The organism is Rhodococcus sp. NPDC047139 (assembly GCF_040643435.1).
Taxonomy (GTDB): Bacteria; Actinomycetota; Actinomycetes; order Mycobacteriales; family Mycobacteriaceae; genus Rhodococcus.
The window spans coordinates 1-15,165 of the sequence record NZ_JBEYUH010000009.1 but is presented as its reverse complement, the minus strand read 5'-3'; the positions used below and the strand labels follow the sequence as shown (position 1 = coordinate 15,165).

Here is a 15,165-nt window from a genome sequence, read left to right as displayed (position 1 = left end):
GCTGGTGAGGTGGTCGCGGTCGATGAGCAGCCGGCTCGCGCACACTTGGCGACGATCGCTGCAGCTGCGGGTCGTGACGTCGACCCTCACGCTGTCGCTGATCGTCATGTTCGTGCTCGGAGTGGTACTCACGAGCCAGATCACCGACCGTCTGCTCGAAGTGAAGATCGACGCGGCGACCGAGGAGATGGAACGCTCCCGCGCCCTGGTCGAGGGACAACTCGCCGGAGCCGACGACTCGGGGTCGCTCGCAGTCCGGCTCGACGGTGCCGCTGCGATCCTGACCAGCCGCGGAAATGAAGGGGGACAGGACGCCGGAGTCGCGGGCACCTTCGACCCCGTCCTGATCGTCCCCGGTGACGGACCGCGAGCCCCCACCTCGAGCGGGCCCGCCGATCAGATACCGCAGAATCTGCGTGCCTTCGTCCAGAACGGACAGATCGCCTACCAGTTCGCGACCGTCTCCGACCCGGAGGGATATACCGGTCCCGTCCTCATCGTGGGCAGTCCCACCGATTCCGACATCTCGACACTCGAGCTGTATCTGGTCTTCCCTCTCGGCGGTGAGGAACGCACCCTCGCCCTCGTGCGGGGCACACTGCTCGTCGGTGCCGTGGTCCTGTTGGTATCTGCTGGCAGCAATCTCCATGATCGTCGCGCGGCAGGTCGTCCTGCCGATCCGCTCCGCCTCCCGGATCGCTGTGCGATTCGCGGACGGGCGGCTCAAGGAACGCATGCCCGTACGAGGTGAGGACGACATGGCCCGGCTGGCGATGTCGTTCAACGAGATGGCCGAGAGCCTGTCGCGGCAGATCACCCAACTCGAGGAGTACGGCAACCTGCAGAAACGGTTCACTTCGGATGTGAGTCACGAACTGCGCACCCCTCTGACGACCGTGCGCATGGCCGCCGATCTCATCCACGACGGCAGCGACGAACTGGACCCTGTCCTCAAGCGGTCGTCCGAACTGCTCGTCGCGGAGCTCGACCGCTTCGAGAGTCTTCTCAACGACCTGCTCGAGATAAGCCGGCACGACGCCGGCGTTGCCGAACTCGCATCCGAGCGTCTCGACCTGCGGATGTGTGCGCGTGCTGCCGTCTCGACGGTGCGTCACCTGGCCCGCGAAACCGCCACGGAACTCATCGTGGATTTGCCGGACGAACCCGTCGAGGCGGAGGTCGACCCCCGGCGCGTCGAGCGCATCCTGCGGAACCTCCTCGCCAACGCGATCGACCACGGTGAAGGAAAGCCCATCCTGTTGCGGTTGCGGGCCGACGACGCCACGGCAGCGTTCGTCGTCCGCGATCAGGGTGTGGGCTTGCGGCCGGGCGAGGAGAAGCTCGTCTTCAACCGGTTCTGGCGCTCGGACCCGTCGCGGGTGCGGCGGTCCGGCGGCACCGGTCTCGGGCTCGCCATCAGTGTCGAGGACGCCAACCTGCACCACGGCAAGCTCGAAGCGTGGGGTGAACCGGGGCGGGGTGCGAGCTTCCGGCTCACGCTGCCGCGCGAGCGCGGACGTAAGGTGGGTCGCAGTCCGCTTCCCCTCGTCCCCACCGCTGTGCGGGCGGTGCAGGGCAGACTTCCGGAAGGCGCAGAAGTACCCGAGCGGCCGCCGGTGGGGGAGACCCCGAGCGACTCTGCGAGCACATCGTCGGAAGGAGCCAGTACATGAGCCGCTCGACTCCGCGTACAGCGGGCGTGCTCGTCGTACTTCTCGCACTGGTGCTGTCCGGATGTGCCACCCTGCCCGACTCGTCGTCCCCGCAGGCCATCGGAACCCTCGAGAGGGGACCGGTGACCACGGAGGTCGCAGCGCCCGTGCCGGGCCGCGAACCCGACCTCCTGCTGCGCGACTTCCTCCAGGCCAGCACCGACCCGGCGAACCGGCATCGCGCCGCTCGGCAGTTCCTCACCTCGAGCATGTCCGAGGCATGGGACGACGCTGCCAGTGCGACGATCGTCGACAAGGTCGACGTCCTCGTCGAGGAACGGGACGGCAACAGCGCAACCTACGTGATCCGGGCGAGCACCGTCGGACACCTCGAAGCAGGCGGTGTGTACCGGGCCGACGAGGGCGACTTCGAGGCCCGATTCTCTCTCGTGCGCACCGACGGAGAGTGGCGCATCGACGGGATGCCACCCGGTGTCATCATGGATCGGCCGCGCTTCCTCAACACCTATCAGCGCCGGTCGCTGTACTTCCTCGACCCGACCGGCAACGCTGTCGTTCCCGACCCCCGCTGGATCACGGGGCCTCCGGAGCAGACGGCCTCCCAGCTCATCGGGTTGCTCGTCGAAGGGCCGAAAGCGGTGCTCGCGCCGGCGGTCAAGAATCTTCTCGAGGATGTCACCGTCATCGGATCGGTGACGAAGGCGGATGGCCGTACGACCGACGTGGGGGTGGGACTCGGCGGGATCCGCATCGACTTCCAGGGTGCCGGCTCGATGGGACGGCAGGATCGCGAACTGCTCGCCGCGCAGGTGATCTGGACTCTCGCCAACGCCGACATCGGCGGGCCGTACCACCTCCTCGCGGACGGTCAACCACTCGACGAACGTTTTCCGAACGGGTGGACCACTGCGGATGTGGCGTCGATGAATCCCCTCGCCACGTCGAGCGTGACGGTCGGTTTGCACGCGCTGCTCGACGGGAGGCTGGTGAGCGTCACGGAGACAGGGGTCACCCCCGTCCGCAGCTTCTTCGGCGCATCCGACGATCTGCAATCGGTGTCCTTGTCACTCGACGGCGAACTCGTCGCCGCCGTCGAGGACACTGGGAAACCTGCACCGGAACCGGCCGCACAGCTCATGGTGGGCACCTACAACGAGGGAACGGCCGAGCCGGCGGTCGACGGCGGGACCATCACCCGCCCCACCTGGGCTCCCAACAACAACTCGGTGTGGGCGGTCGTCAACGGGACCGCAGTCGTACGTGCGGTGCGGGAACCAGGGACCGGACGGGTGACGGTGGTCGGTGTCGAGGCCGGGGCGATCCGGGGTCTCGGGGGCCGGATCAGTGAACTGCGCCTGTCGCGTGACGGGGTCCGCGCCGCCATGATCGTCGACGGCCGGGTCTTCGTCGCCACGGTCGTCCCGACGACGACCGGCGAGTATTCGCTCAGCAGTCCGCGCGAGATCGGCTTCGGTCTGGGCGGACCTGCCCTGGCGCTGGACTGGAGTACTGCCGACACCATCGTGGTCTCCCGTGCCGCGGCCGATGTGCCCGTGGTGCAGCTGGCGGTCGACGGCTCGCGAATCGACGCCTTGCCCAGTCGCAACCTCACGCCACCTGTGGTGGCGATCGAGGCGTCGACGAGCAGCGAATTCGTGGCGGACTCCCGCACGGTCTTCCAGCTCAACGACCGCGACCCGGCGGGCGACCGGTACTGGCGAGAGGTGCCCGGCCTCGCCGGTATGGCTGCGATCCCCGTGCTCCCCGGCTGAGCACTGTCGGTGATCTCGGGCACACTCCCCGGTGTGCTGTCGGCCCTTCTCGACCTCGTCCTGCCCTCCACCTGCGGCGGATGCGCTGCCCCCGGCTCGAGCTGGTGCCGGGTGTGCAGGCGGGAACTCACCGATCATCCCGCGGTGGTCGTACCCCGCGTCGATCCCGGAGTTCGGGTGTGGAGCCTGGGCACGTACTCCGGGCCCCGGCGTCGCGCGGTGATCGTCGCCAAGGAACGCGGACGCCGGGATCTCGCCGAGCCCCTCGGCCTCGCGTGGGCGGTTGCGATCTCGCGGCTACGGCGGTGGGGCGACCTGCCGGACGGACCGTTGATCGTGGCACCCGCGCCCACCCGGACGCGCGCGGCGCGGGCACGCGGCGGCGATCCTGTCACGCGCGCGGCCTGCGCCGCCGCGGCGCACGACCGCTCGCTGCACGTGCACCCGATCCTGAATGTGGCGGCGGGTGTGCGCGACTCGGTGGGGCTCACGGCAGCCGCCCGGCAACGCAATCTCACCGGGCGCATCTCGGTGCGTGCGGAGGGGCTGCCACGCTCGGTTCCGGTGCTCGTCGTCGACGACGTGCTCACCACCGGTACCACCGTCCGCGAGTCCGTCCGGGCGCTGCGGCACGCCGGATTCGAGCCTCTCGGAGCCCTCGTGATCGCTCACGCGTGAGTCCTCGAGCGGGCCCCGGAAGGGCACGCCGAGAGAGCGATGTACGACACGCAGTGAAATCGGGCGTGAACACTGGCAGTCCTTCGAGTTACGTACTACCGTCGCCATCAGACCCGGAAACAACAAGGTAGACGGGTGGAAACGCCTGTTCTTCCGTTCTGGGCGAGTGCTCTTTCGCGCTCACAAATCATGCCGGCGCGCGGGCTGCGCCGGCCGTAACTCGGGAGGTACGCGTGACGACCCCTTCGAAGTCCAAAGGTTCCGTTGCAGAGGCCGATGCCGCCACGGAAGGCGCCCGTGCCGACGTTGTCGTGAAAGGACGCAACGTCGAGGTCCCCGATCATTTCCGGATCTACGTGTCCGAGAAACTCGCGCGGCTCGAGCGTTTCGATCCGACGATCTTCCTCTTCGATGTCGAGTTGCAGCACGAACGCAATCGGCGTCAGAAGAAGAGTTGTCAGCGTGTCGAGATCACAGCCCGCGGGAAGGGTCCGGTCGTGCGGGCGGAGGCCAGCGCCGACAGCTTCTATGCTGCCTTCGAGTCGGTGATCAGCAAGCTCGAATCGCGCCTGCGACGGACGAAGGAGCGCCGCAAGGTCTCTTACGGTGAGAAGACTCCCGTGTCGGTGGCAGAAGCCACCGCGACGCTCGCCCAGGACGACGAACTCGCGATTTCGCCGGACTTGTCGCTCGGCGACACCGAGAAGGAGAGTCAGGAAGGCCCCGGCCGCATCGTTCGTACGAAGGAACACAACGCGCAGCCGATGACCGTCGACGACGCACTCTACGAGATGGAACTCGTCGGTCACGATTTCTACCTGTTCCACGACAAGGAGACGGACAAGCCGTCCGTGGTCTACCGGCGACATGCCTTCGACTACGGTTTGATCAGGCTCGTGTGACCCTGCCCGGAGTGACCGAAGGCACCCTCGCCATCGCGGTCACTCCGGCGCAGCGCCTACCATGGAATCCGGCCGGGGTCCGAGAAGGCCTCGGCCGGATTTCTTGTCCGTGCAGGTACCCGAGATTGAGGACGAACACCCAGTGCTGTCGCTGACGAAGCTGCTCCGGATCGGTGAAGGTCGCATGGTCAAGCGGCTCAAGCACATCGCCGAGCATGTCGATTCCCTCTCCCCGGACTTCGAAGCCCTGACCGACGCCGAGCTCCGTGCCAAGACGGACGAGTTCCGCAGGCGGTACCAGGAGGGCGAGACACTCGACGACCTTCTTCCGGAGGCCTTCGCGACCGCCCGTGAGGCGTCCTTCCGAGTCCTCGGCCAGAAGCACTATCTCGTGCAGATCATGGGTGGCGCAGCCCTGCACTTCGGCAACATCGCCGAGATGAAGACAGGTGAGGGCAAGACCCTCACCTGTGTGCTGCCTGCCTACCTCAATGCAATCTCCGGTGACGGCGTCCACGTCGTCACCGTCAACGACTACCTCGCCAAGCGCGACGCCGAGTGGATGGGCCGTGTGCACCGCTTCCTCGGCCTCGAGACCGACGTGATCCTGTCCGGGATGACGCCGGCACAGCGCCGCGCGGCGTATGCCGCCGACATCACCTACGGCACCAACAACGAGTTCGGGTTCGATTACCTGCGCGACAACATGACGCACTCGCTCGACGATCTCGTGCAGCGCGGTCACAATTTCGCGATCGTCGACGAGGTGGACTCGATCCTCATCGACGAGGCCCGCACCCCGCTCATCATCTCCGGTCCTGCGGACGCGTCGAGCAAGTGGTACTCCGAGTTCGCACGTATCGCGAAGCTGCTGAAGCCCGATGTGCACTACGAGATCGACATCCGCAAGCGGACCGTGGGTGTGCACGAGGCCGGTGTCGAATTCGTCGAGGATCAGCTCGGCATCGACAACCTGTACGAGGCGGCGAACTCGCCGCTGGTGAGCTACCTGAACAACGCGATCAAGGCCAAGGAGCTCTACGCCAAGGACAAGGACTACATCGTCCGCAACGGTGAGGTCGTCATCGTCGACGAGTTCACGGGCCGTGTGCTGTCGGGCCGTCGCTACAACGAGGGCATGCATCAGGCGATCGAGGCCAAGGAAGGCGTCGAGATCAAGGCCGAGAACCAGACCCTGGCCACGATCACGCTGCAGAACTATTTCCGTCTGTACGACAAGCTGTCGGGTATGACCGGTACGGCCGAGACCGAGGCCGCCGAGCTCCATCAGATCTACAGCCTGGGCGTCATCCCGATCCCCACGAACCGTCCGATGGTGCGTGTCGACCAGGGCGACCTGATCTACAAGACCGAGGAAGCGAAGTTCGCGGCCGTCGTCGACGATGTGGTCGAACGTCACGAGAAGGGACAGCCGGTCCTTATCGGCACGACGAGCGTCGAGCGCTCGGAGTACCTGTCGCGGCAGTTCACCAAGCGCGGGGTTCCGCACAGCGTGCTGAACGCGAAGTTCCATGAGCAGGAAGCGCAGATCATCGCACAGGCCGGCCGGTCGGGTGCGGTGACCGTCGCGACGAACATGGCCGGTCGCGGTACCGACGTCGTGCTCGGTGGAAACCCCGACATCCTCGCCGACATCGCGTTGCGCAAGCGCGGCCTCGACCCGGTCAACACGCCGGAGGAGTACGAGGCGGCGTGGGACGGGACGCTCGAGCAGATCAAGGCCGAGTCGAAGGCCGACGCCGACCGGGTGCGTGCCGCCGGGGGCCTGTACGTGCTCGGCACCGAGCGGCACGAATCCCGCCGTATCGACAACCAGCTGCGTGGACGGTCCGGCCGTCAGGGCGACCCGGGAGAGTCGCGGTTCTATCTGTCGCTCGGTGACGAGTTGATGCGCCGCTTCAACGGCGCCGCCCTCGAATCGATCATGACGCGCCTGAACCTGCCCGACGACGTGCCGATCGAGGCGAAGATGGTCTCGAAGGCCATCAAGAGCGCACAGACGCAGGTCGAGCAGCAGAACTTCGAGATCCGCAAGAACGTCCTCAAGTACGACGAGGTGATGAACCAGCAGCGCACCGTCATCTACGAGGAACGACGCCGCATCCTGCGCGGTGAGGACCTCGAGGGACAGGTGCAGCACATGCTCACCGACGTCGTCACCGCCTACGTCGACGGTGCGACCGCCGAGGGCTACGTCGAGGACTGGGATCTCGAACAGCTGTGGACGGCACTCAAGACGCTGTACCCGGTCGGCGTCGATTACAGGGCGCTCGTCGCCGAGAACGAGGACCTCGACCGCGACGGGCTGCTCGAGGTTCTGCTCGAGGACGCCCGTGCCGCCTACAGCCGCCGCGAGGCCGAACTCGAAGCCATCGGCGGTGAAGGAGCGATGCGCGAGCTCGAGCGCCGTGTCCTGCTGTCGGTACTCGACCGGAAGTGGCGTGAGCACCTCTACGAGATGGACTATCTCAAGGAGGGCATCGGCCTGCGGGCGATGGCACAGCGCGACCCCCTCGTCGAGTACCAGCGCGAGGGCTTCGACATGTTCACCGCGATGCTCGAAGGCCTGAAGGAGGAATCGGTCGGGTTCCTGTTCAACCTGCAGGTCGAGGCGTCGCAGCCGCAGCCGTCGGCGGGTGTCTCGGTCACGGCTGCCTCGGCAGCGGCGGCAGCTCAGGCGGCGCCGAGCCTGGCCAAGGCCGCTCCTTCCACACAGTCCGCACGCCCGGCGGCGGCAGCCACACGGACGGCGCCGGCACAGCCCGCGCCCGCCCCGGCGGCGCTGCGAGCGAAGGGACTCGACGAAACCGAACGTCGCTTGACCTACACCGGTCCCGACGAGGACGGTCGGGCCCACGTCGCGCGTACGACCGCCGCCGTCGATGCGGGATCCGCGCCGCGGCAGGCCGGAACCCGCAAGGAACGTCGTGCAGCGGCCCGGCGCGACGCGAAGGCCAACCGCCGACACTGAACCGTCGGCGCCGAACAGGCGTTCCGATGTCCGTCCACGACCCTGTGGCTCAGCCGAGCCACAGGGTCGTGATCGTCCACCGGTACGGCGCCCTCGGGCGTGGACGCTTGCGCACCATCCGGCCGGCGAACGCGTACACCCGCTCTCCGCGGGCGTAACTGCCGAACAGTTCGACGGTGCCGGGATCGACGGCGCGCACACGCGTGCGCAGCAGTACCGCGGTGTTGCGGCCCGCACGAGGTGCGCGGTTGGTGGTGACAGTGGCGAGGAGCCGGGGGTCGAGAACCGAGGTCGACTGCACAGCGGGTCGGCGTCCGTCGACGACTTCGAGAACGAGACGCACGGCCGCCGCCGCGAACCTCTCGACGCCCGGATCGAGTGGGATACTCGGGGGTTGCTCGGTACCGGCGCCCCCCACCTGCGGGGGCTCTGCCCCGTCGATCCGGGTGGAGGAGCGTCCGGAGCGCCCGTCGTGCGGTGTGGGCCGCGCACAGAGGTGGCTGCGGGGCTGTGCACAGTCCCGTTCGATCGGGGGTTCGACGCGAGTGAGACGGTGTACGTAACGGCCGGTGTGATGCGACATGAGCTCTCCCGAGAGTCGGTCGGAGGAAACGGCACCGGCGGAGACCGGTCCCGTGCTGCGGCTCGGGAGAGGACGAACCGCGCACATGATGCCACAGTCCGGGCGATCGGGCTCGGATGATGCGCAGCCGTGCCTTCCGCGTCCGGAGGCTCCGGGGCATACGGTGGTGTCGTGCTGCGAGGACTCGTACTCGATGTCGGTGGCGTACTCGTCGGGCCGGGAAGCGAACCCGGCACTTTCGCGGCGATCGTGTCGTTCCTGCGGAAGCGAGGTGTCCGTACCGCTCTGCTCAGCAATGACCCGGGCGGACCCGCGGCGCAGTGGCTGCGTGATCTCGAAGGTCCCTTCGTCGACTGCGTGGTGCTTTCGGGGGACGTGGGTGTCGCGAAACCACAGGCCGCCAGTTACCACGCGGTCGCGCAGTTGCTCGGCCTCGAACCGGGCGAATGCGTCTTCGTCGACGATCTCTTCGGTCATGTGCGGGCCGCCGCTGCTGCGGGGATGGTCGGCGTCCACCATGATGGTTCACACGACGTCCGGTCGGAGTTGGCCGTGCTCTTCGATTTCGATCTCGGGGAGATCGACACGCGAGATGCGGGCGACGCCGGGCCGTGGTGGCGGGGCACGGGAAGTTCGGATCACGAGGGGGAGCGGGGTCGATGGCGAGCCGGATGACAGCGCAGGACGCGTCGTACTACTACCTGGAGACGAGCAACACACCGATGCACGTGGGTTCGCTGGCGATCCTCGAGCCACCGGGCGAAGGTCTCGATTACGAGAACGTGCTCCGATTGGTCGAGCAACGCCTCCCCGAAGTGCCTCGTTACCGCAAGAAGGTGCGCGAAGTCGCCTTCGGGCTCTCGCGCCCCGTGTGGATCGACGACCGCGACTTCGATATCACCTATCACGTACGGCGCTCGGCTCTGCCGAAACCCGGCTCCGACGAGCAGTTGCACGATCTCGTCGCACGCCTGGTCTCGCGGCCGCTCGACCGCACGAGACCCTTGTGGGAGATGTATCTCGTCGAAGGTCTCGCGGACGATCGGGTCGCGTTGTTCACGAAGTCGCATTCGGCGCTCGTCGACGGCGAGGGAGCACTCGACATCGTGCAGGTGCTGTTCGACAAGGAACCCGAGCCCCGCGAGGTTCCCGAGGAACTGTGGATGCCCGAGCGCGAACCGTCGGAGTCCGCCCTGCTCGTCGGGGCGCTCGCCGAACTCGTCGCACGTCCGGGTGAGGGTGTCACCGCGCTCCGTTCCGCAATGGGTGATCTCGCGACGACTCTCACCGAGACCGTCGACGCGGTCGGAAGGCTCGCCCGAACGGCCGCGCAATCGGCACCCGAGACGCCACTGAACACGCAGATATCACGGAGTCGCCGGTTCTCGGTGGTGCGGTCCGACCTCGAGCCGTATCGCAAGATCCACTCCCGCTACGGCTGCACGATCAACGATGTCGTGCTCGCCGTCATAGCCGGTGCCTTGAGGTACTGGCTGCTCTCCCGCGGAGAGCCGGTCACCGAGTCGACCGTGGTACGGGCGATGGTTCCGATGTCGGTGTACACGCAGGATCCGGCCGACAGCGACGACAACGACACCATCCAGGTGCATCCACAGGGGGAGGTCTCGTCGTTCCTGCTCGACCTGCCGGTGGGGGAGCCGAACGCGGTCGTCCGCTTGTCGCACATAGCGCACGCCGGTGAGGCCTACTCACGGCAGCGGCGGCGCGTGGAGGCACAGACGATGGTCCGGTTGTCGGGTTTCGCTCCCGCGACCATGCACGCGGTGGGCGCCCGGGTGGCGATGGGGTTCTCGCAGCGGGTGTTCAATCTCATGATCACCAACGCCCCGGGTCCGCAGCACCCGCTCTACCTGACCGGGGCCAGGCTGCTGGAGATCTATCCGGTCTCGCCGCTGCTGAAGAATCAGGCCCTGAGCATCGCGTTGACGTCCTACGACGGAAAGATCTACTACGGTTTGAATGCGGATCGTGATGCGATGCCCGATGTGGACGTGGCAGCGACGCTGATCCAGGAATCGCTCGAGGAGCTGACGGATGCCGGCAGGTGAGAAGTGACGCGTGTCTACGTACCCGCAACGCTCGCGATGTTGCAGCGACTGGTTGCCGACGACGAGCTCGACGCGCTCGGCAGGACGGCCTTCGCGGTGACCCCCGCACTGCGGGAGGCTTACACGGCCGGAGATGACGACGAACTCGCCGAGGTCGCCATGGCCGAAGCGGCACGCGCCTCGTTGCGGCTGCTCGCGTCCGAGGACTCGGAGGAGCACCCCTCCTTCGCGTCCCGCCGGGTGGTGATCGCAGCCGATGTCGACGAGGTGAAACCGCGACCGGACCTCGACGACGCGGTCGTCAAGCTCGCCGGACCCATCCCGCTTCGGGCGGTGGCGTCGGTGCACATCGACCTGCAGGAAGCCGAGTCCGACATCGCCCGCGCTCGGGAGATCGTCGACGCGGCAGAACTGGGCGACGAGGAGGCCGAGTTCGTGCTGGGAGACGCGGAGGACCACGAACTCGCCTGGTATGCGGCCCAGGAACTGCCCTTCCTGCTCGAACTGCTCTGACTTTCGTGGCCGTGTGACGACGATCTCGACTCAACCTACGCTTCCGTAACCTCTGATAACCTGCGCGAGCGTAGCCTGGAGTGAGGAGAAGCGGTCGTATGGGTCTGAAGCAATGGATCGAGAAGCCTGCGGCACATGTCGCGCCCGGGGAGCGGTCGCTCTCCAACGTCCTGCGCGGCGCGGTGGCCCGGCTGACCACCCCTCTGCTCCCCGACGACTATCTCCACCTGGTCAACCCGTTGTGGTCGGCCCGTGAGCTGCGGGGTCGAATCATCTCGGTCCGATCGGAGACTCCGGATTCCGCGACGATCGTCATCCGCCCCGGCTGGGGTTTCGACTTCGGGTACGCCCCCGGCCAGTACATCGGGATCGGCCTGCACATCGATGGGCGCTGGCACTGGCGGTCGTATTCGCTGACCTCCTCGCCCACCTGGAACGACAAGGTCATCTCGATCGCCGTGAAGGCCATGCCCGAGGGCTTCTTGTCGAGCCACCTCGTCGGTGGCGTGCCGGAGGGAACCGTCGTACGTCTCGCGGCGCCGAAGGGCGATTTCGTTCTGCCCGATCCGCCGCCGGCAAAGATCCTCTTCCTTACTGCGGGCAGCGGTATCACTCCGATCATGTCTATGTTGCGAACGCTCGACCGCCGCGCGGTCGAGCGCGAACTCGAGCTGCCCGACGTCGTACACATCCATTCGGCGCCCACGGCCGAGAGTGTGATGTTCGGCTCCGAACTCGAGCGTTTCGCCGCCGACCACGACACCTTCCGGGTGCACGTCCGTCACACCCGCGAACAGGGCAAGTTCGCCCTGGCGGAACTCGATGAGGTGTGCCCCGACTGGCGGGAGCGTCAGACCTGGGCGTGTGGTCCCCAGCAGATGCTCGACGACATCACCGCGCACTGGGCTGCCGAGGGAATCGAGGACAGGGTCCATCTCGAGCGGTTCGCGGTCAGCCGCGCCGACACCTCGGGCTCGGGCGGAACCATCACGTTCGCCAAGTCCGGCAAGACCGTCACCGTGGACGGGGCCACGACCATTCTCGAGGCGGGTGAGAGCGTCGGCGCGCTGATGCCGTTCGGCTGCCGGATGGGAATCTGTCAGACTTGTGTGGTGCCGCTCGACAAGGGGCACGTCGTCGATCTGCGATCCGGCAAGGAACACGCAGAGGGCGAGCGCGTTCAGACCTGCATCTCCGCCGCAGCCGGTGACTGCACGCTGGACGTCTAGACACGACACCGACTGCAACCCGCGAAGGATCCCGCTTGGCCATCACCGACATCCGTGAGTTCTCACATCTGACCGAAGCCGACATCGTTTCTCTGGCAAATGAATTCGACGCGATCCGACGCGATGTGGAGGACTCGCGCGGCCCGCGCGACGCCCGGTACATCCACTCCGTCATCCGTCTGCAACGCGTGCTGGAGGTGGTCGGGCGGGGCGTGCTGTTCGGTTCGCGTCGCCGGTCGCGTTGGGTGCTGGGTACCGCTGCGCTGTCGCTCGCGAAGATCATCGAGAACATGGAACTCGGGCACAATGTGATGCACGGGCAGTGGGACTGGATGAACGATCCCGAGATTCATTCGACCTCGTGGGAATGGGATCAGACGGGCCCGTCGGACCACTGGAAGCGCGCCCACAACTACGCGCACCACACCTACACCAACATCGTGGGCATGGACGACGATGTGGGATTCGGCATCCTGCGCATGACCCGCGACGAGAAATGGCGTCCGCGCAATCTCGCGCAGCCGGTCGCCAACATCGTGCTCGCATTGACCTTCGAGTGGGGGATCGCACTGCACGACCTCTCGGCGAAGAAGGCAATCGACGGCGTGCCCCGCATGCAGTGGAATTCGTTGCCCAACAAGGAGTTCGCTGCCAAAGCGGGCCGGCAGGTCATCAAGGACCTGATCTTCTTCCCTGCACTCACCGGGCCGGCCTGGCGCAGCACGCTGTCGGCGAACCTCACGGCGAACGTGATCCGCAACATCTGGGCGTACCTGGTGATCTTCTGCGGCCACTTTCCCGATGGTGCAGAGAAATTCACCGTCGAGCACTACGAGAACGAGACGCGCGGCGAGTGGTATCTGCGGCAGCTCCTCGGGAGTGCGAACATCTCCGGCGGACGTGTGATGGATTTCCTCACCGGCAATCTCAGCTACCAGATCGAACACCACCTGTTCCCGGATCTGCCGAGCAACCGCTACCCGGAGGTCGCCGCGCGCGTGCGGGCGCTGTGCGGCAAGTACGACCTGCCGTACACCACCGGCCCGCTCACCCGGCAGTACCTTCTCGCTCTGCGTACGATCCACAAGCTCGCGTTGCCCGACCGGTTCCTGAAGGCGACCGCCGATGATGCGCCCGAGACGTCGTCCGAGCGCAAGTTCGACCGGTGGCGTCCGCACATGCCGGTGACGGTCCCCGAAACGCTCACCGGGCGGCGCCGAGGTCTGCTCACGGCGCTGCGTGCCCATGCCGAGCATGCAGTAGCAGAGCGCCGGCGGGGCCGCGGCGGATTGCGTCGCTCTCGCCGCCCGATTGATGTGTGATTCGCGTCACAGCACGGAAATCGGCCAACCTACGGGGCCGTAACTTACGGTAGGGTAGCCCGCATGGCGATATCGGATGTCAAGGAGTACGCGCACCTGACGGAGGCGGACGTCGAGGCCATCGGCCGCGAACTCGACGCCATCCGGCGCGATATCGAGGAGTCGCGCGGTGAGCGCGACGCGCGCTACGTCCGCAACACGATCCGGCTGCAGCGCGGCCTCGAGATCGGCGGCCGCCTCGTGCTGCTCGGTTCGAAGAAGCGGCCGTTGTGGCTGCTGGGCACGGGCATGCTCTCCCTGTCGAAGATCATCGAGAACATGGAGCTCGGGCACAACGTCATGCACGGGCAGTGGGACTGGATGAACGACCCCGAGGTGCACTCGGCCAACTGGGAGTGGGACAACGTCGACCCGTCGGCGCACTGGAAGATCACTCACAATTATCTGCACCACAAGTACACCAACATCCTCGGGATGGACGACGATGTGGGATACGGCCTGCTCCGTGTCACCCGCGACCAGCGGTGGAAGCCGTTCTACCTCGGCAACCTCGCCTACAACGCGATCCTTGCAGCGCTGTTCCAGTACGGCATCGCCATCCAGCTGCTCGAACTCGGCAAGGTCGTCCAGGGACGCGACGACCGCGAGCTGACCAAGGCGCGCGGCAAGGAGGTGCTCGCCAAACTCGGCAAACAGCATCTCAAGGACTACGTGATCTACCCGGCCCTGACCGGCCGCTCGTGGAAGTCCACGATGAAGGCCAACGCGACCGCAAACTTCGTCCGGAACATCTGGACCAACGCCGTGATCTTCTGCGGCCATTTCCCGGACGGCGCGGAGAAGTTCACGAAGCAGGACGTCGAGAACGAGACGCGTGCCGAGTGGTACCTCCGCCAGATGCTCGGCTCGGCGAACATCTCCGGTGGCAGGGTCATGGACTTCATGACCGGGAATCTAAGCTATCAGATCGAGCACCACATCTACCCCGACCTGCCGTCGAACCGGTACGCGGAGATCGCGGTGCGCGTGCGAGAACTCTGCGAGAAGTACGACCTGCCGTACACCACCGGTCCGCTCGCGGTGCAGTACTGGAAGTCGTGGCGCACGATCGCGAAGCTCTCGCTTCCGGACAAGTACCTCAAGGACGATCGCCACGCCGCCCCGGAGACCGCGTCCGAGCGGGGCTTCGGTGGGCCGGCCGAGATCGACCCGGTCACCGGTCGTCGCGTGGGCCTGGCCACCACGATCGAGAAGCGCCGCAAGCGCGGGCTCATCCGCCGCGTGCTCGGAATGCGCTGACCGTATTCATTCGAAGCAGAACGGACCCCGGTACCGCATGGCGGGTTCACATGATCGTCGCAACACTCTCAACGAGAGGTTGCGACGATCATGTCGTTTGCGGAGGACTGCGACCGGTTCGGTAACCATCTGG

11 protein-coding genes and 1 pseudogene are annotated in these 15,165 nt (G+C 66.5%); 11 read left to right on the top strand and 1 reads right to left on the bottom strand.

The window, feature by feature from the left end:
- Positions 1-22: 22 nt before the first annotated feature.
- The 5 genes and pseudogenes from mtrB (at position 23) to secA (ending at position 8,017) form a co-directional block, all read left to right on the top strand.
- Positions 23-1,673: pseudogene (mtrB, locus tag ABZ789_RS13320) on the top strand (MtrAB system histidine kinase MtrB).
- Positions 1,670-3,445, top strand: a complete 1,776-nt coding sequence (lpqB, locus tag ABZ789_RS13315) for an MtrAB system accessory lipoprotein LpqB (protein WP_358424337.1) — start codon at positions 1,670-1,672, stop codon at positions 3,443-3,445. Before mtrB ends, lpqB begins: the two are co-directional and overlap by 4 nt.
- Positions 3,446-3,478: 33 nt before the next feature.
- Positions 3,479-4,123 (top strand): phosphoribosyltransferase family protein, encoded by a 645-nt coding sequence (locus tag ABZ789_RS13310; RefSeq protein WP_358424335.1) that lies wholly within the window; start codon positions 3,479-3,481, stop codon positions 4,121-4,123.
- Positions 4,124-4,356: 233 nt separating this feature from the next.
- Positions 4,357-5,025 carry a ribosome-associated translation inhibitor RaiA gene (raiA, locus tag ABZ789_RS13305; RefSeq protein ID WP_358424333.1) on the top strand — a complete coding sequence of 223 codons (669 nt, stop codon included), beginning with the start codon at positions 4,357-4,359 and terminating at the stop codon, positions 5,023-5,025.
- 142 nt (positions 5,026-5,167) lie between these two features.
- The gene (gene secA, locus ABZ789_RS13300; RefSeq protein ID WP_358424331.1) at positions 5,168-8,017 is read left to right on the top strand and encodes a preprotein translocase subunit SecA; all 2,850 of its coding nucleotides are present in this window, start codon (positions 5,168-5,170) and stop codon (positions 8,015-8,017) included.
- 49 nt (positions 8,018-8,066) lie between these two features.
- On the opposite strand, the gene ABZ789_RS13295 is transcribed toward secA, so the two are convergent.
- Complete coding sequence (locus tag ABZ789_RS13295; RefSeq protein WP_358424329.1) at positions 8,067-8,600, bottom strand: Rv3235 family protein; 534 nt, start codon at positions 8,598-8,600, stop codon at positions 8,067-8,069.
- A 174-nt stretch (positions 8,601-8,774) separates the two neighbouring features.
- Between ABZ789_RS13295 and ABZ789_RS13290 the strand changes: the two genes are divergently transcribed.
- From ABZ789_RS13290 to ABZ789_RS13265, 6 genes are all read left to right on the top strand, one after another.
- The gene (locus tag ABZ789_RS13290) at positions 8,775-9,275 is read left to right on the top strand and encodes an HAD-IA family hydrolase (RefSeq protein WP_358424653.1); all 501 of its coding nucleotides are present in this window, start codon (positions 8,775-8,777) and stop codon (positions 9,273-9,275) included.
- Positions 9,260-10,669 carry a wax ester/triacylglycerol synthase family O-acyltransferase gene (locus ABZ789_RS13285; RefSeq protein ID WP_358424327.1) on the top strand — a complete coding sequence of 470 codons (1,410 nt, stop codon included), beginning with the start codon at positions 9,260-9,262 and terminating at the stop codon, positions 10,667-10,669. The genes ABZ789_RS13290 and ABZ789_RS13285 overlap by 16 nt, the downstream gene beginning before the upstream one ends.
- A 36-nt stretch (positions 10,670-10,705) precedes the next feature.
- Entirely contained in the window at positions 10,706-11,182 is a 477-nt protein-coding gene (locus ABZ789_RS13280; RefSeq protein WP_358424651.1) for a hypothetical protein, read from the top strand.
- Between the two features lie 98 nt (positions 11,183-11,280).
- On the top strand, positions 11,281-12,411 hold the full coding sequence (locus ABZ789_RS13275) for a ferredoxin reductase (protein ID WP_358424325.1): 1,131 nt from the start codon (positions 11,281-11,283) through the stop codon (positions 12,409-12,411).
- A gap of 35 nt (positions 12,412-12,446) precedes the next feature.
- A complete protein-coding gene (locus tag ABZ789_RS13270) occupies positions 12,447-13,733 on the top strand; it encodes an acyl-CoA desaturase (protein WP_358424323.1) in 1,287 nt (428 codons plus the stop codon).
- 63 nt (positions 13,734-13,796) lie between these two features.
- Entirely contained in the window at positions 13,797-15,032 is a 1,236-nt protein-coding gene (locus tag ABZ789_RS13265; protein WP_358424321.1) for a fatty acid desaturase, read from the top strand.
- Positions 15,033-15,165 lie beyond the last annotated feature (133 nt).